Source organism: Mesorhizobium sanjuanii (genome assembly GCF_002529485.1).
Lineage (GTDB): Bacteria > Pseudomonadota > Alphaproteobacteria > Rhizobiales > Rhizobiaceae > Mesorhizobium > Mesorhizobium sanjuanii.
Genome location: NZ_NWQG01000131.1, coordinates 1 through 16615, shown reverse-complemented (window position 1 = coordinate 16615; position 16615 = coordinate 1). Strand labels below are relative to the sequence as shown.

General features: G+C 59.0%; 12 protein-coding genes, 1 tRNA gene and 1 pseudogene. 7 read left to right on the top strand and 7 right to left on the bottom strand.

What is annotated here, in order from left to right; translation table 11 throughout:
• Nucleotides 1-1139 (bottom strand): annotated as a pseudogene (locus CN311_RS19925) (PAS domain-containing sensor histidine kinase); the annotation flags it as partial.
• 263 nt (nt 1140-1402) lie between these two features.
• Between CN311_RS19925 and CN311_RS19920 the strand changes: the two are divergent.
• The 3 genes from CN311_RS19920 to CN311_RS19905 all read left to right on the top strand — a co-directional run bounded on the left by CN311_RS19920 (nt 1403) and on the right by CN311_RS19905 (nt 5764).
• Nucleotides 1403-1861 carry a phasin gene (locus tag CN311_RS19920; RefSeq protein ID WP_097575441.1) on the top strand — a complete coding sequence of 153 codons (459 nt, stop codon included), beginning with the start codon at nt 1403-1405 and terminating at the stop codon, nt 1859-1861.
• A 428-nt stretch (nt 1862-2289) separates the two neighbouring features.
• Nucleotides 2290-2366, top strand: a tRNA-His gene (locus tag CN311_RS19915).
• A gap of 554 nt (nt 2367-2920) precedes the next feature.
• Entirely contained in the window at nt 2921-5764 is a 2844-nt protein-coding gene (locus CN311_RS19905) for an ATP-binding protein (RefSeq protein ID WP_097575439.1), read from the top strand.
• Between the two features lie 189 nt (nt 5765-5953).
• Here CN311_RS19905 and cyoD read toward each other — a convergent pair whose 3' ends face one another.
• The 6 genes from cyoD to CN311_RS19875 form a co-directional block, all read right to left on the bottom strand.
• Complete coding sequence (cyoD, locus tag CN311_RS19900) at nt 5954-6355, bottom strand: cytochrome o ubiquinol oxidase subunit IV (protein ID WP_097575438.1); 402 nt, start codon at nt 6353-6355, stop codon at nt 5954-5956.
• Nucleotides 6352-7023 (bottom strand): cytochrome (ubi)quinol oxidase subunit III, encoded by a 672-nt coding sequence (locus CN311_RS19895; protein WP_097575437.1) that lies wholly within the window; start codon nt 7021-7023, stop codon nt 6352-6354. Before CN311_RS19895 ends, cyoD begins: the two co-directional genes overlap by 4 nt.
• Complete coding sequence (gene cyoB, locus CN311_RS19890; protein ID WP_097575436.1) at nt 7020-9023, bottom strand: cytochrome o ubiquinol oxidase subunit I; 2004 nt, start codon at nt 9021-9023, stop codon at nt 7020-7022. Before cyoB ends, CN311_RS19895 begins: the two co-directional genes overlap by 4 nt.
• Nucleotide 9024: 1 nt before the next feature.
• Nucleotides 9025-9975 carry a ubiquinol oxidase subunit II gene (cyoA, locus tag CN311_RS19885; protein ID WP_097575435.1) on the bottom strand — a complete coding sequence of 317 codons (951 nt, stop codon included), beginning with the start codon at nt 9973-9975 and terminating at the stop codon, nt 9025-9027.
• A gap of 133 nt (nt 9976-10108) precedes the next feature.
• Nucleotides 10109-11335 (bottom strand): oxalate decarboxylase family bicupin, encoded by a 1227-nt coding sequence (locus tag CN311_RS19880; protein ID WP_280954042.1) that lies wholly within the window; start codon nt 11333-11335, stop codon nt 10109-10111.
• 262 nt (nt 11336-11597) lie between these two features.
• Entirely contained in the window at nt 11598-12179 is a 582-nt protein-coding gene (locus CN311_RS19875) for an HdeD family acid-resistance protein (protein WP_097575433.1), read from the bottom strand.
• A gap of 392 nt (nt 12180-12571) precedes the next feature.
• Between CN311_RS19875 and CN311_RS19870 the strand changes: the two genes are divergently transcribed.
• The 4 genes from CN311_RS19870 (at nt 12572) to rpoH (ending at nt 16202) form a co-directional block, all read left to right on the top strand.
• Entirely contained in the window at nt 12572-14011 is a 1440-nt protein-coding gene (locus CN311_RS19870; RefSeq protein WP_097575432.1) for a PAS domain-containing sensor histidine kinase, read from the top strand.
• Nucleotides 14008-14676: a response regulator transcription factor gene (locus CN311_RS19865; RefSeq protein ID WP_097575431.1), complete on the top strand. Its 669-nt coding sequence runs from the start codon at nt 14008-14010 to the stop codon at nt 14674-14676. Before CN311_RS19870 ends, CN311_RS19865 begins: the two co-directional genes overlap by 4 nt.
• A gap of 117 nt (nt 14677-14793) precedes the next feature.
• Complete coding sequence (locus CN311_RS19860; RefSeq protein ID WP_245440884.1) at nt 14794-15168, top strand: response regulator transcription factor; 375 nt, start codon at nt 14794-14796, stop codon at nt 15166-15168.
• Between the two features lie 137 nt (nt 15169-15305).
• Nucleotides 15306-16202, top strand: a complete 897-nt coding sequence (rpoH, locus tag CN311_RS19855; RefSeq protein WP_097575440.1) for an RNA polymerase sigma factor RpoH — start codon at nt 15306-15308, stop codon at nt 16200-16202.
• Nucleotides 16203-16615: the final 413 nt, after the last annotated feature.

The window sequence follows — 16615 nt, the reverse complement described above, 5'->3', positions numbered from 1 at the left end:
CTGCCGATCACATCGGCGGCGGGCTTGCCGACGATCTCGGCGAATTCGGGTGAAAGCGCGCTGAACTTGCCCTCGGCGTCGGTGCGCCAGACGAAGCGCAGCGGCGCTGCAGTGCGGTCGATGCCCCGCATGGGGCGCTCGGCGGGGGAGGCGGGTTCGGCGGTGTGTTGCGCGCTGCGTCGTGCTGGACCATCCGCCCCGGCGGGTGCTTCGCCAAGCAAAGGCGCTTCCGGCCTTGCTGGCTCTCGCGTCTCATCCTCACTGGCGCTGAAATACCAATGGTCATGCTGCGCCGGCGTTCCGCCGGCCGCCGGGCGATCGCTATCGGCGGCTTGCGGGCTTTGTTCGGTCGCATCGGCAATGTCGTGCTCAGCCGCGGCCTGGATTTCTTCGACAATTGGCGGTACGGCCTCCGTGGCCGCATCGGCGCCGGCTTCCGTCTCCGCCGGGTCCTCGGCACCAAGGGCTTCGCTGTCGAGCTTGTCCTCGTCGATCACCACCAGCAGGTGCCGCTCGTCCGTCAGCCGGGCGAGGCCGGCCGGATAGGAGATGGTGCCGCCTGGAACGAGGCGCTTGACGATGCGCTCGCTCTCGTTCGTTACATCGGCCACGAGTGCTGCCAGCGTCTCGGGCAGGATGCCAAGCGCCGAAAAACCATCCGAAGCAGCCTCGATGCCGCCCTTGGCGTCGACAAAGGCGATGAAGTGACCATCCTCGGTAAAGCCGCTGATCGCCCGATCGGCAATCTCGGCGGCGTTGCGTGACCCGGCTTGCGCTGCCGGCACTGCCAGCATGATCGCATTCTCGCCGTCCGGCATGGTGATGGCGGTGGCCAGGAAACCAATCGCGCGGCTGGTCAGGCCGGTGGCCAGACGGACCGTAATGGCGCGGTCGCGACCGATCTCCGGAAAACCGCTTGTCGCCATGATCTGGCGCCTGGCGACCATCGGCAGCCCTGCCGAACTGCCGATGATGGCCTCGATGTCCGGGTAGCCGAACACGGCCGCTCCCGGTCCGTTGGCCCAGATCACCTGTTCGAGGTCGGCCGACAGAACGGCGATAGCGTCGCCGGCGGCAAAGCGCTGGCGAACCGCGTCGAGCACAGCGACGTCGAGGAAGGAGTAGTTTTCGGACGGCATGCGCTTGGCGGACCCTCTGGGCGAACCCTCACGGAACGGGCAGTTTGCAGTTAACGCTTTGTTAATAAAAGCCGACGGCGCGAAGGTCTACAAGCCATTGCGTGCAGCAGTCGGAATCTCTGGGCGCTTGGTTAACGCCGCTCAAGATTTTATGTTGCGCTGCAACAAAGATATTGCAATGCACAAAATTTGCCTTTATATTGCCATCATACATGAACGAGACGGCTTTCCTTCAAGGCCGCCGCTACGACAAAGGATGGAAAATGTCCAAGACCAAAACTGCCGAGACGATTGAAAACGTTGAATTCCCGAGCTTCGACGCGTCCAAGGCCACCGACCAGATCCGCGCTTTCGCCGAAAAGGGCGTTGAGCAGTCGAAAGAGGCCTATGTCAAGCTGAAGACCGGCGCCGAGGAGACCCAGAAGGCTCTGGAGTCGACCTTCGAGACCGCCAAGACCGTTTCCAGCGACCTGTCGCTCAAGACCATCGCTGCTTTGCGTGCCAATGCCGAAGCCGGCTTCTCGCATCTCGAGGCTCTGATCGGCGCGAAGTCGCTTTCGGAAGTCGTTGAGCTGCAGACGGCATTCCTGCGCAAACACGTCGAAACGACCGTCGAGCAGGCCAAGGACTTCCAGACCGTCGCCTCCAAGGCGGCTGAGGACGTCTCCAAGCCGATCAAGACCGCCTTCGAGAAGGCCGTACAGAACATCAAGGCCGCCTAATATTTGCGCACAACTCGAAGATGCATCAAAACGTCGCATTTCGTCAGACAAATAGATATGCGATAGAATTGGTGAAAGTGAATACCCGGTGGGTGGAACCTCCTCCCTCTGCTCTCCGGGGTGACCAGCCAGCACCTCCTCCCGCTGGCTCGTAACAGGAAAAGGCCGGCACCTCCTCCCGCCGGCCTTTTTCTTTGCCCGGCGAAGGTGGCCAGCAATCTTTGCTACAGCGCCGCGCGTCCCTTGGACGCGCAAAGGACGCTGTAGAACTTTGGGTTTGCGCATGATCCTTTCCGAAAATCGATTCCGATTTTCGGGGTCGTGCGCTGCCAAGAGCCTTGAATTAAATTCCGATAGCCCGTATGGACGCATCGCCGAACGACAGAGCGTATCCTGGAGAATGAACCTCGATCCGCTCAGGCAAATGTGCCGTTGTAGCTCAGCTGGTTAGAGCGCCGGATTGTGGATCCGGAGGTCGCTGGTTCGATCCCAGCCAACGGTACCATCGGCTCATCCGCTAAGTCTTTGAATTTTTTATAGAATTTCCAGATTCCAGTGATCGGTCTTGCCACAATTTTCGATTTTGTGTTACCTATTGTGATACAAAAGGGGGCCTCTAGAGGCCGTGGGAAGACGACGCGAAGCACATGATCCTAACCGCTTCCTGCAACTGAGGGGCGACCATTTCCATTACTACCGGCGGGTGCCCAGAGAGGTCAGGGGCCTCGACGAGCGTGGCGTATTCGTGCGCCGCGCCCTCGACACCACTGATCGCATGAAGGCGCGTACCGCCAGGGACCACCCGCTTTCTGGAACTTGGCCCGGGATCTTCTCAGCGAGATGGTAGCGAGGACGGATCCCAGCACGGTTACGCGGTCGTTGAGTGATTTCAAAACGATCGAGGGTGCGAAAGCCTGGGCGGCACAAAGCGCCGATCAATAGTGAACACGGCAGTCTGGCATCGACTGGCGCCCCTACAACGCCTTGACTTAACGTCTTTCATATAGCGAATTAGGGTAATGTACGAGACGAGCTCCGGCCAGGCCAAGGGCTTTGATCATGGCAAACGACAGCGAATCTGGCACCTCGACAATTGCCTTTGACCGCTTCGTGCTGACACCAATCAAACGATTGCTTACGAGAGATGGCGAGCCAATCGCAATTGGTGGCCGAGCGCTCGACATTCTGATCGCATTAACCGATCGGCCCGCGGAGATCGTGAGCGGGCGTAAATTGATTGATATCGTGTGGCCGGATGTGACGGTCGAAGAGGCCAATCTCCGCGTCCACATCGCCGCTCTTCGTAAGGTCTTGGGCGACGCTCGAGACGGAAATCGCTTTCTTATTACCGTACCTGGTCGAGGATACGCGTTCGTTGCTCCTTTGCGCTCACCCCATAGCGGCACTAGCTCTATCTACAGTGAAGCCGGGCTGCCGCAATCAAAGAACTTGCCTGCACCGTTGCGGTCAATTGCTGGCCGCGCCGAAACGTTGGCAGAGTTGATCGCGCAGGTGCAGTCAAACCGCCTGGTAAGTGTTGTGGGGCCGGGCGGCATTGGAAAGACCACTGTCGCGATAGCGGTTGCCCACGCGCTTGTGTCTGACTTTGGAAACGAAATGGTTTTCTTTGTCGATCTTGGTTCACTGGACGACAAAGCCGACGCCGCGAGTGCGGTTGCCGCCGCTATTGGATGTTCCGTGCAAGGTTTTGTACCCGATCACGCTATACCCGCGTTTCTCGCGGACAAGCGCGCCCTGCTCATTCTGGACAGCTGCGAGCATGTTATGGAGACAGTCGCACCGCTGACAAAACATATAGTCGCTGGGGCGCCGTCCATCCACATTTTGGCCACGAGCAGAGAAGCACTTCGCGTCGAGTTAGAGAACGTCCATTTGCTCCCGTCGCTTGCTTGGCCGCTTGACGCTGAGCCTTCTGCAGCTTCGGCTCTCGCTTCGCCAGCAGTACAACTTTTTATGGAAAAGGCTGCCGCCGGCGGGCATTTGGACCGCCTTCAGGACAGCGATGCTCCCATTGTAGCTGACATCTGCCGACGGCTTGATGGGATTGCGTTGGCGATCGAGATCGCTGCAAGCCGAGTGGGAACGTATGGCATTAGAGGAGTGGCCGGTCTCCTCAACGAGGCCAATCCATTACAATTGCAAGGTCGGCGCAGTGCAACGTCGAGGCACCAAACGTTGCAGGCGATGCTTGACTGGAGTTTCAACCTTTTGTCGGCAAGCGAGCAAAAGACGCTCTGCACACTCTCGATTTTTGTCGGTCAATTCCCCCTCGAGGCAGCCTATGCGGTTGCGGGTGTTGTGGACAATGACAGAAAGAAACTAGCGGCCACAATTGCAAGCTTAGCCGACAAATCTCTGATTTCAATCTCATCGATCGGCGGCTTTGTTTACTACCGGCTTCTGGATACGACGCGCGCATACGCCTCCGCCAAGCTGAAGATTGGCGACGAGCAGAGGGCAATAGCCGAGCGCCACGCCCTCTACTTCGCCAATTTCCTCAAATCGCGCTTTTTGGGACAAGGTTTTGATGGCAGGGAGGCGGCCAAATACACTCCTCATCTCGGCAATATCCGCAAGGCGCTTGAGTGGAGTTTTTCCGATCGGGGCGATCCCGCCATCGGACGCGAGCTTGCCGCCAATGCCGCGTCAATATTTCTGGAAATTTCCCAATTTGGAGAATGCCAGAGATGGTGTCGTCAAGCTATATCTGGGCTGCCTGAAAGTGATCGTGGGACATCACTAGAGCTACGATTATATTACGCACTGGCGCGATCGGCGCTCTACACTCCTGGAAGCGTCAACGAGGTCAGGGACGCGTTCAAACGCGCATTGCATCTGTCAGAGACTTTACACGACGAACGTCGTCAATTCGATCTGCTCGCCGATTTCAATGTCTACCTCGTTCGCAATGGTGATTTCAAAGGCGCGATTGCTACTGCGAAGGAAAGCGCCGCTATCGCTCAGCGAACGGGCGACCCCGCCGAAAAAATTCTTTCAGAGTGGTTGCTTGGCGCCTCATATCACGCGACTGGCAATCAGGCGGCTGCGCTGCGTCATTGCAAGAATGGCTTCCTGTTGCAGGCGTTTCCCGCCGCGTCTTTGAAATTGGACCTAGCTAGCGAAGCGCGTGCGCGGCTGGCCTTGACGCGATCCCTGTGGCTGCGAGGTTTTCCCGATCAAGCTCTCGAATCCGCCCATGAGACAATAGAACACATGCGCGCCTACAGCCATCATGCTTCCTACTGCTTTGCCTTGGTCTGGACGATCCCCGTCTTCTTTTGGTGCGGCGCATATAAGATGGCGGCCGAGCCGATTGAGAACGCGCTATCACATGCATCCAAGTATTCTCTCCCTGCCTTTCAGGCCATCGCCCGCGCACAGAAGGGCGAGTTCCTGTTTGTAAATGGGGATGATTCGACGGGGCTCGAGATGCTCCAGCAAGGCCACTCAACCATGCTTTCCAGCCACTACAGCATCATAGCTTCTTCAACGTCCTGTGTATTAGCAAAAGCGTTGGCAGCTTCAAAAAGAGGCGAAGAAGCGGGGCAAGTGCTTGACGTGGCGGTATCACGCGCCGATTTGGTCAACGAACAATGCTGGCGGCCAGAGTTGCTACGAACTCAAGGCGAGATCGAGTTGATGATGCCGCAGCCGGACCTTGCTTCTGCCGAGCAATTTCTTCTGAGGTCAATTTCTTGCGCGCGAGAGCAATCCGCCTTCAGTTGGGAACTAAAGGCAGCAATTCCCCTTGCCCAAATGTGGAGGGAGTTGGGTAGAAATCAGGAGGCCAGATCGCTGCTAGGAAGTGTTTACCGGCGATTTACTGAAGGATTTGGAACGCGAGATCTTATCGCAGCAAGTCAACTTCTGGATCAGCTCTAAGAGCACGAGCGTGTAAACCGAGGCTGCAAGCTGTGGATCGTGGAACGCGGCAATGCCGGCGATTGTGTAGGCGAATCTGCTCCACTGGTTGTGACCTGAAACAAAGGAAGATGTGCTGCGCACTGGCTGAGCTTTGAATCTGCGCGCACGGGCACCTCCCGCGATAGATCGCGTCCGCCTCGCTTTGGGTCAACCTTGCATCTGCATGATCTGATCGATGGGCATCATGTTGTGGTTCATATGTGCCATGATCCAGAGCGATCCGACGATGACCAGGAGAACGATCAACACACCAAAGGCAAGCGCCAAGACGTTGTTGACGTTGTCGGGGCCGGTGGTGATGTGGAGGAAAAAGACGAGGTGAACGCCCATCTGCGCGATCGCGAGGACGGCCAGGGCGACAGGAATGCTCGGTTCCCAAACCAGCGCGGTGCGAGTGATAAAGAAAGACACCAGGGTAAGCAGCGTTGCGAGCCCTAACCCGATCAGGTAAGTCCTGATTTCTTCGGCAGCCTCGTATCCGTCGAGGCTCTCGTCACCCGGCGCGGTATCGACGTAGTGCGAGTCTTCGTGCTGCTCGGCGTGGCTCATTGGGTGACTCCCATCAGATACACCATTGTGAACAATCCGACCCAAATGATATCTAGGGCATGCCAGAACAGGCTGAAGCAAAGCAGGCGCCGCAGAATGTCGGGCCGGTAGCCCTTCGCGAACACCTGCGCCATCATCGTGAGCAGCCATAGCAAGCCGATGGCCACATGCAGGCCATGGCAGCCAACCAGCGTAAAGAAGGCCGACAGGAACGCGCTCCGCGTTGGGCCTGCCCCGAGCGCAATCATGCCCATGAACTCGCGGATCTCGATGCCAAGGAATGCAGCCCCCAGTATGAAGGTTGCGGCCATCGCGCCATGGAACCAGAATCCGTTGCGCGTCCGGGCGCCGATGCCTGCGAGGCCGCAAGTGAAGCTCGACAGGAGAAGGCAGGCCGTCTCAATGCCGACATTGCCGAGGTCGAACAGTTCCCGCCCGCTCGGCCCGCCGGCCGTCGCGTCAACCAGCACCGCGTAGGTCGCGAAGAAGGCGGAGAACATGACGATGTCGCTCAGCAGGAATATCCAGAAGCCGTAGCCTGCGATGATGCGCTTTGACGCCAGCGCATAGGCCGCATGCTTCGCGCTGTGTTGAATATTCGGCGAGCCCTGGGCACGCTCTACGTGGTTCGGGCCGCCCCGGCCGACGGCCGCGTCGAACGCGCTCATGGCGCCGTCCCCGACAGGGCGAGTGTCTCGCCGCGCGCGGTTCGGTTGGCCCGATCGATGCGTGCGACCACGTCAGCCGGAATCACATACTCGACTTCATCCCGCCAGGCGAAGACAACAAAGGTTGCGAACGCGCCCACCGCAGCCAGGACCACGATCCACCAGATATGCCAAATCAGTGCGAATCCCATGAAGGTGGCGAAGAAGGCGCAGATGAAGCCCGTGGGACTGTTTCTAGGCATCTCGATGTCCGCATAGGGAGGTTCCTCGCCCGGCATGGCCTGCTGGCGCGCGCGCTGCTTCATGCCCCAGTAAGCCTCGTCGCCCTCGACGTTCGGGAGCACCGCGAAATTGAAGGCTGGTGGCGGAGAGGGTGTCGCCCACTCGAGCGAGCGTCCATTCCAGGGGTCGCCGGTCTCGTCGCGAAGTTCCTTACGCCGGCGAATGCTGATGGCGAGTTGCGCGATCTGCAGGATTATACCGACCAGGATGATGGCCGCGCCGCCGGCCGCGATCAGCAGCCAGGGACGCCATTCGGGGACATCGTAGTGCTGCATGCGACGCGTCATACCCATCAGGCCTACGACATAAAGCGGCATGAAGGCGACGTAGAAGCCCACGATCCAGCACCAGAACGATGCTTTGCCAAGCCCTTCGTGCAGCCGGAAGCCGAAGGCTTTCGGAAACCAGTAGGTGTAGCCGGCGAAGGCGCCGAAGAGCACGCCTCCGATGATGACGTTGTGGAAATGCGCCACAAGGAAAAGGCTGTTGTGCAGGACGAAGTCCACCGGGGGCACCGCCAGCAGGACGCCAGTCATCCCGCCGATGACGAATGTGACCATGAAGGCGATCGACCACAATATCGGTTGGGAATAGACGACCCGGCCACCATACATGGTGAAGAGCCAGTTGAAGACCTTTACGCCCGTGGGCACCGCGATAATCATCGAAGCGATGCCGAAAATCGCGTTGACATCGGCGCCGGCCCCCATGGTGAAGAAGTGGTGCAACCACACAGTGAAGGAAAGTACGCATATGGCCATCGTCGCCATGACCATCGACCGATAGCCGAACAGCGGCTTGCGGGAAAAGGTCGAGATCACTTCCGAAAATATGCCGAAGGCGGGCAGGATCAGGATGTAAACTTCAGGATGTCCCCACGCCCAGATCAGGTTCATGAACATCATCACGTTGCCGCCGGCTTCATTGGTGAAGAAGTGAAAACCGACGTAGCGATCCAGCAGCAGCATCGCCAAAGTCGCCGTCAGGATGGGAAATGCCGCGACGATCAGCAGGTTGGAGGCGAGCGTCGTCCAGCAGAACATCGGCATTCGCATCAAGGTCATGCCAGTTGCACGAATCTTCAGGACCGTCGTGACGAAGTTGACGCCGGTGAGCAAGGTTCCCACACCGGATATCTGGAGCGACCAAAGATAATAGTCGACGCCGACGCCGGGCGAGTAGGCTATCTCCGACAGGGGAGGATACGGCAGCCACCCGGTGCGCGCGAACTCGCCCACGACCAGCGAAATATTGACGAGCAACGCGCCGGTAGCGGTGAGCCAAAAGCTGACCGAGTTGAGGGTCGGGAACGCCACGTCGCGGACCCCAAGCTGCAGCGGCATGACGAAGTTCATCAGCCCGATCACGAAGGGCATTGCGACAAAGAAGATCATCAGCGTGCCGTGGGCGGAGAAAATCTGGTCGTAGTGCTCGGGTGGCAAGTAGCCTTCGGAGCGGAACGCCAGCGCCTGTTGCGACCGCATCATGATCGCGTCGGCGAAGCCGCGCAGCAGCATCACCATCGCGAGCAGGATGTACATGATCCCGATCCGCTTGTGGTCCACGCTGGTGATCCACTCGCGCCAAAGGTACGGAAGCCAGCCCTTCAGCGTGACCCATGCGAGGACGCCGACAATCACCACACCCACCAGGGCGGCCGTGAACAGTGGGATCGGCTGGTCGAGGGGAATAGCTGCCCAGCTGAGTTTGCCCAACATCCTAGTCCTCCGTCCGTGGGGATACGCTTGGGTTGGGCCGGCCGGTCTGCGGGCCAGGTCCGGGCGGCAGTTGCTGTGTGACGATCTGCTGGAAGAGGTCAGGATCGGCCTCACGGAAGGTGAAAGGAGTGGTGATCACACTTTGCCTGGCCAAGGCAGCGTAGCTCTTGGCATCGAGGCTTGGCCCCATGCCGCGCGTGGCATCAATCCAGGCAGCGAACCGCTGCGCCGACACCGCCTGCACCTCGAAATGCATGTCCGAGAAACCATCGCCACTATAGTGGCTCGAAAGGCCGCGGAAGGTGCCCGGAGCGTCCGCGCGCAGGTTCAACTGCGTTGTCATGCCGTTCATCGTGTAGATCATGCTGCCGAGCCGCGGTACGAAGAACGCATTCATCACGCTCGCGGACGTCAGCGAGAAATGAATGGGAGTACCGGCAGGTACGACAAGATGGTTCACGCTCGCTATACGCTGGCCCGGGTAGATAAAGAGCCACTTCCAATCCAATGCGACCACTTGGACCTCCAGCGGTGGCGTGTTTGATATCAACGGTTTCGCGGGATCGAGTTCATGGGATCCGACCCAGGCCACTCCGCCTAGGAGCATGATCACAAGGAGGGGAATGGACCAGACGATGAGCTCGATACGGCCCGAATACTCCCAATTCGGCAGGTAGGTCGCTCTAGTGTTGGAGGCTCGAAACCACCAGGCGAAGATAAAGGTGGCGACGATCGTCGGCACCACGATGGCGAGCATGATGGCGAGCGAATCTATCAGGATCGTTTTCTCTGCAATCCCGACCGTCCCTTGCGGATCGAGAACCGCTGGCTGGCATGCAGTCAAAACGATCGGCGCCAGGAGGACGGCGCATTGCGCCACCCTGGCGCGCGTCGATCGACGACCGGGCAAAAGCAGTTCGCGGTCTGGCAGTCCATCCGACCTGGCGGGCATCACTGCGCTCCCTCACGCCGTCGTGAGCATCCTGGTGTATGCTTCGCGTCCGAGCAGCGGACTCGGAACGACAACAAGAACTGCAAGGGAAGCGAGGGCAGCGTCACCGGCTCGCGCACCCGGCTGCGCGATGCTAAGCCGGCACGACCGGCGACTTCTCCTTGCGCAAGGCATGCAGAAACTGCGAGTCGACGCGCAAACTGGCGCGGACCAACTCCGGCGGTGTGAGGGCAAGCCACTGATTCAGTGACACGTCGGCGAAGTGGTCGCTCTTGAACACCTCCAGATATCGCAGCGTCGTGTTGCCTGTGTTCTCGATATAGTGGCCCATGGCGAAGGGTACGTAGCCGACGTCGTTGGCCTGGAAGTCGAATGTGCGGGCCGCGCCCGACGCCGCGAACACCCCCATGCGGGCCTGACCCTGAATATAGTACTGCCATTCGTTCGTATTGGGATGCCAATGCAACTCGCGCATCGCTCCCGGCTCGACCTCAACCAGGGCCGCCGCGATTGTTCTGGAAGCCGGGAACACGCTGCTGTCGGTAATTCGCGCAGTTCCATGTTTCATCTTGATCGGAGCCTGTGCCATCATGCGGTGGCTGAAAGCGTGCGGGACTTCAACCGCGCCCGCGATCTTGTCCGCGCTGAGCGGCCCCGGAACCGGCGCGGGAAACATGTAAAGCTCGCTGGGATCGGGGACGCCCGCAAAGCTCGACGCCGGAACGCCGAAATTCTTGGCGAGCACCTCGGGAGGCGTGTGCTTCAGAAAGTCGCTCAAGAGGAAGGTGTTGTCCTCGTCGAAGTCGCCGTCATCGAACACCAACAAGAATTCCGTCCCGTCTGGATCAAGGCCCTGGATCGAGTGCGGAATGCCCGACGGGAAATACCACAGGTCGCCGGCGCCGACGTCGTCGACGAAATTACGGCCATCGGCATCGACCGCCGTGATGCGTGCTCTCCCGTACAGAACATAGGCCCACTCGGCGGCCTTGTGCCAATGCAACTCACGCACGCCGCCCGCATTCAGGCGCATGATCACGCCGGCGATGTCCTTGGAGACACCGAGCTCGCGCGCGGTCACCTGCCGGGTCCAGCCGCCGCCAGACAGTCGGATATGGGTATCGTCAAACGAGAAGCGCAGGTTCGGCAGCTCACCCGCATCCGTACTCGGTGGCACCATCAGGTCCGGATTCTGAGCTATTCTGGACGGATTCATCGGACCAGGGTTGGTGCCGCCCCGGCCGTTGGCTATCGGGTCACTTTTCTGCGCGTGGGCCAGTGTCGCCGTCGTGAGCAAGCCGCCGGCTGCTGTCGCAGCCAGCATGGTTCGACGGGATATCTTGTCGGTGACTATGCTCATTTTGTTTCTTTCCTTGCTTGGGGGGGCGACGGCGCCAATTGGTTGGGACACGGACCGCATGAGTGTCCGCCTGGCGCGCAAGACACACGGTAGCGATCGGGCGCTGACGAGGTCTTTCTTGTTGACGCACGCAATAGCTGAATCGCACGATGATCGTGGCTGTCAGAGGTGGAGCGATGCGGAGGAACGCTGCTCGCGATCGTCTCGGGCGGCTTGCGGCAAATGGAAACGCTCAGGCTATCGCGCCCGCCTGTTTCCATTTTCACATCCACGACAACGTTCTGCTCTTCAGACCAAAGCCGAATGCCAGGAGCGTCGCACCTTGCATGGTCAGGTCGATTGCCAGAATCGCGCCTGGCGCCGCCAGAGTATTGAGTGGCCGTCCGAAGAGGATGACAAGGCCGGCAAGAAGCGTGACTGCCCCTGAAAACGCAACCCAGCCCCAGGCCAGATGGCGCCTGGACTGGAGGCCTACCCAGAACCGCAGAAGGCCTGCCGCAATGAGTGTGATTGCCAGCACGAGCGTGTAGGCCGAGACTGCAAGCAGTGGATTGTGGAACGCGGCGATGCCGGCGATTGCATAGGCGACGCCGCTCAACAGCCAGGATGCAAACGGTCTCCATCCCTGAATATTGAAAGCGTGCACGACCTGCGCGATGCCGGCGACCGACATCAGCACGCCGATATAGAAGACGGATAGCACCGTAGCGGCGAACAAGTTCGCGAATCCCAGAAAGCCCAGGCTCAGCAGCGCGATGCCAAGCATTATAAAAAGCCAGCATTTTGCACGCAACTCCGGGAAGGTTGAGCCGAGACTGCGGGACCGTTCAATCGCATGTGCCATGAGTTCCTCTTTCAGTTCAGTGGAGAAACGCCGCCCCGATGTGGATGCAAGAAGGCGAGCGGTGGGTTTCGCCCAGGGGCGTTGAACCGGACATAATCCTGTTTCGTGATACCGCTCTCGTCGCTGCCAGGACTTGCTCGTTGTTGCCTTGGCCGGCTCTGATTTGCGTGTTTTCAGCCAGATCTTGGGCTCGCTCCCAATCCTGTGTCGTTGATGGGTCGCTCGGTCTCTGGGGGATTCGCGGCGAGGCGTTGCAGTGACAAAGGTGCAATCAGGCACCGACGACCGCAATTTCGAACAAGCAGAAAGGATTCCGGAGCCTAGGGTGGACGGTGCGCCAAGGAGAGTCGATCAGCAGCGCAAGCGTCGACCCGGAACCGAGCAGAAACCTTATGCGGCACAGACTATCTCGGCCAGCATCCGGCAATTCGCGGCTGGTGGCCCCTCTGGCCATCCTTCTGGCGGCCGCGATATTCGTTGTCGACACGATCGATCCATTTTCTGGAGCTGTCGCGGTCCTCTATGTGGTCGTTGTTCTGCTCGCAGGCACCGCCTTCCGCAGGCGTGGCATTCTCTTGTGCTCAATCGCCTGTATAGCGCTCACCTTTTCGAGCTTCTGGCTTGTTCACGGAGAGGAAGCCAGTGGAGGCGCGCTCAGCCGCTGCCTCATGAGCATCGCGGCCATCGCGATTACCACCCTTCTTGTGCTTAGAAACCAGTCGACCTCGACCGATCTGTCTGAAAAGGCCCAACTGCTCGATTTGACGCATGATGCGATTTTCGTACGCAGCATGGGCGGTATAATCACTTATTGGAATCGCGGCGCTGAAGCCACCTACGGCTGGTCCGCCGAACATGCGATGGGAAAGTCCACCCATCAGCTCCTGCAGACAGTCTTTCCAGCCAGGCTGAACGAGATCAATCGGCAACTGCTTAGCTCCGACCGCTGGGAAGGTGAACTCGTGCACACGAAGCGGGACGGAGCCGTCGTTGTCGTTTCCAGCCGCTGGTCGCTGAAGAAGGATGCCGACGGCAAACCGTTGGCGGTTCTCGAAACGAATACGGACATATCACAGCGCAGGCGCGCCGAAACCGAGGTCCTGAAGGCCCGGGCCGAACTCGCCCATGTGACACGCCTCACCACATTGGGTGAATTGATGGCCTCGATCGCGCACGAGGTGAACCAGCCGCTTGCCGGCATCGTTATGAACGGCGAGGCGTGCCTACGATGGATCGATCGGGACGAGCCCGATCTGGATGAGGTCCGCAGCGCGGTCAAGCGGAGCATCGCTGACGCCCAACGCGCCAGCGATATCGTCCATCGAATCCGGGCGTTGTCAAAAAAGGGCGACATCCAGATGGCCCTTGTCGACGTGAACGAGCTCGTCAACGAAGCCCTCGTGTTGGTGCGGCATGAGCTCGATGCAAATCGCATCACCCTGAAACTGGATCTGGCCAGCCGGCCGCTGCCCGCATTTGGCGACCGTATCCAGCTTCAACAGGTCTTGATCAATCTGCTGATCAACGGGATCCAGGCAATGGCCTCCAGTAACAGCGACTTCCGCGAAATTCTCGTTACGACGTCGATCGATGAATCGAGCCAGGCAAATGTGAGGATCCAGGATTCCGGACCAGGCATCGATCCCGATAGTGCGCGGCAGTTGTTCAATGCCTTCTTCACCACCAAGACGGATGGAATAGGCATGGGGCTGTCGATCTGCCGGTCGATCGTTGAGTCGCATGGAGGCGATGTATGGATCGTGCCTAATCCGGGCGGTGGCGCGATATTCCAATTTTCCCTGCCACGCGTCGAAAAGGATGCCGGGTCATGATCCGACGCCCCGTCTCTCCCTCCCAGTCACAAGGCAACAACGGCGCCGTGCCTCCAACTGTTCTGGTCGTGGACGACGATCCGTCGCTACGTGAAGCTTTAAGCAGCCTCTTCCGGTCAGTTGGTACGCGCGTCGAGCTTTTCGGTTCTGCTCCCGAACTGCTGAACAGTCGGCTTCCCGACGGTCCAAGCTGCCTTGTACTCGATATCAGGCTGCCGGAGGTGAGCGGACTCGAATTTCAAACGCAGTTGGCCAAGGCAGGCATTCACCTGCCGATCATTTTCATGACCGGACATGGCGACATTCCGATGTCGGTACGCGCCATGAAGGCCGGCGCGGTCGATTTCCTCACCAAGCCCTTCCGAGATCAGGATATTCTGGATGCAGTCGCCGGCGCTCTGGAGCGCGACAGGCAGCGGCGAGAGAGAGAACGGGCGCTCTCGGAGCTGCAGAGCCTTCTGCGCACCCTGACCCCTCGAGAGCGTGAGGTGATGGCCTTTGTCGCGACTGGATTGATGAACAAGCAAATCGCCGGCGAGATGCAACTCAGTGAAATCACGGTGAAAATCCACCGCGGGCGCCTGATGAAGAAGATGGGCGCCAGAACTCTAGCCGATCTGGTCAAGATGGCCGGCGCCCTGGGGATAGACGCTCCCGGGAAATGACATTGTTACACCTCTGTATAACTTTCGCTTCCACGGCCGCAGGCGCAATATCTCGCCGAGAAACAGCCGTTGAAACAGCAATGCTCGGGTCATCGGCAAGCACGGAGGATTAGTGAATTGACCCGTAACGCGATGATCTCGATCATCGACGACGATGAGTCCGTTCGACTTGCAACCGCAAGCCTCGTTAGATCGTTAGGTTTCATCGCATTTGCATTCGAATCGGCCGAGGATTTCCTGAGATCATCTAGTCTGGAAGATACGTCATGCTTGATCTGCGATATCCAGATGCCCGGAATGTCGGGAATAGAGCTGCAGGATCATTTGATCGAACATGGCTATCACATCCCGACCATCTTGATCACCGCCTTTCCCGAGGAACGCGTACGCAAACGCGCTCGGGAAACCGGCGCCATCGGCTTCTTCCGCAAGCCGTTGGATAGCCAGGCCATGATCAGCTGTATCGATTCTGTGCTTCATGGCACGCGCTAGCGGCTCCTGGGTGCACCTTCGCCCTTCAAGCGAAGAGCGCGGCAAACAGCGGTAGCGTCGAACAGAGAAGCCAACATCGAAGGTCTATGGGCGTCGAGAGACAACTGATCTCCTGCGACGTAGGCAAGGAGTGCTTCATGGCACGCGCAGTAACAACAGACTTTTCAAGCGAAAGCGGGCTTCACCGTTATCTCGACGCGATCAGACATTTCCCCATGCTGACGCCAGGGCAGGAACAAACGCTGGCGAAACGCTGGCGCGAGGACAACGATGCGGAGGCCGCTCACCAGCTGGTGGTCTCGCATCTTCGCCTCGTCGCCAAGGTTGCCACGCGCTATCGCGGATACGGGCTGCCGATGTCGGAGGTAATATCAGAGGGCAACATCGGTCTGATCAAGGCGGTCAATCGCTTCGAACCGGAGCGTGGCTTTCGTTTGGCGACCTATGCGATCTGGTGGATCAAGGCGTCCATTCGAGAATATGTCCTGCGCTCCTGGTCGCTGGTGAAGATCGGTACGACGCCCAATCAAAGAAAGTTGTTCTTCAATTTGCGGCGGCTCAAGGCTCGCCTATCGGCGCTGGACGACGGTGACCTGCATCCAGATCAGGTGGAACTCATTGCAAGCGACCTTGGCGTGACGGAGAAGGAGGTTGTCTACATGAACGGACGCATGGGCGGTGACACGTCGCTCAACGCGCCCCTGCGAGGTCTGCCCGAAAGCGAATGGCAAGATCAGCTGGTCGAGAGCGAGGACAACCAGGAGTACAGGCTTGTTCAGTTCGAGGAAGCCTCGAACCGGCGCAAGGCGCTCTTCGACTCGCTGGGCGTGCTCAACGCGCGTGAACGGCGTATCCTCGAGGCGCGCCGGCTTGCGGATGACCCGAGGAGTTTAGCGGATCTCTCCAACGAATTCGGTGTTTCGCGCGAGCGTGTGCGCCAGATTGAGATGCGCGCATTCGAAAAACTGCAAAATGCAGTGAAGGTTGTCTATGCCAGACGGGATGAAATCCAGGCCGTTGTCACTGTGGAATAGATGGACGGTCGGACCGGAGCGCAAATCGACGCTGAGCAATACGATGGCGCAGGGTCGGGATTCCGGAAAATCGCAAAACAGATAGAGCGAGGCAGCCGGCCCAAAGCGCGTCGCGTTTGACCGGACTCACGCCACGCGCTTTGGGTTGTTGTTTTTATGCATGTCGTAGTCGCAAAACCGCTGCGCACCTTTGCGCGACTTGCCTTAAGCAATTCCGGCCGCCTGTGTGAGCTGCCACGAGATGGCTGGCATTCGCGGAGTTGCGTGCTTCGCACCCGCCAGAGCCGGAGCGCTGCCTGCCCGTAGGGCGGATTGCCTGCACTGCCATGCGATCAAAACGTAACGTGTGTAGCTATAAGATATATATGCACCAAACAAGCGTATTATACTGAGAAATACCTCCTGTATATACA

What these genes read in the sequence shown, in the direction of transcription:
- CN311_RS19880 (WP_280954042.1), bottom strand. Translation starts at nt 11,335, where the DNA reads ATGAGCATAGTCACCGACAAGATATCCCGTCGAACCATGCTGGCTGCG.
- CN311_RS19875 (WP_097575433.1), bottom strand. Translation starts at nt 12,179, where the DNA reads ATGGCACATGCGATTGAACGGTCCCGCAGTCTCGGCTCAACCTTCCCG.
- CN311_RS19895 (WP_097575437.1), bottom strand. Translation starts at nt 7,023, where the DNA reads ATGAGCGCGTTCGACGCGGCCGTCGGCCGGGGCGGCCCGAACCACGTA.
- CN311_RS19865 (WP_097575431.1), top strand. Translation starts at nt 14,008, where the DNA reads ATGATCCGACGCCCCGTCTCTCCCTCCCAGTCACAAGGCAACAACGGC.
- cyoA (WP_097575435.1), bottom strand. Translation starts at nt 9,975, where the DNA reads ATGCCCGCCAGGTCGGATGGACTGCCAGACCGCGAACTGCTTTTGCCC.
- rpoH (WP_097575440.1), top strand. Translation starts at nt 15,306, where the DNA reads ATGGCACGCGCAGTAACAACAGACTTTTCAAGCGAAAGCGGGCTTCAC.
- cyoD (WP_097575438.1), bottom strand. Translation starts at nt 6,355, where the DNA reads ATGAGCCACGCCGAGCAGCACGAAGACTCGCACTACGTCGATACCGCG.
- CN311_RS19905 (WP_097575439.1), top strand. Translation starts at nt 2,921, where the DNA reads ATGGCAAACGACAGCGAATCTGGCACCTCGACAATTGCCTTTGACCGC.
- cyoB (WP_097575436.1), bottom strand. Translation starts at nt 9,023, where the DNA reads ATGTTGGGCAAACTCAGCTGGGCAGCTATTCCCCTCGACCAGCCGATC.
- CN311_RS19870 (WP_097575432.1), top strand. Translation starts at nt 12,572, where the DNA reads ATGCGGCACAGACTATCTCGGCCAGCATCCGGCAATTCGCGGCTGGTG.
- CN311_RS19920 (WP_097575441.1), top strand. Translation starts at nt 1,403, where the DNA reads ATGTCCAAGACCAAAACTGCCGAGACGATTGAAAACGTTGAATTCCCG.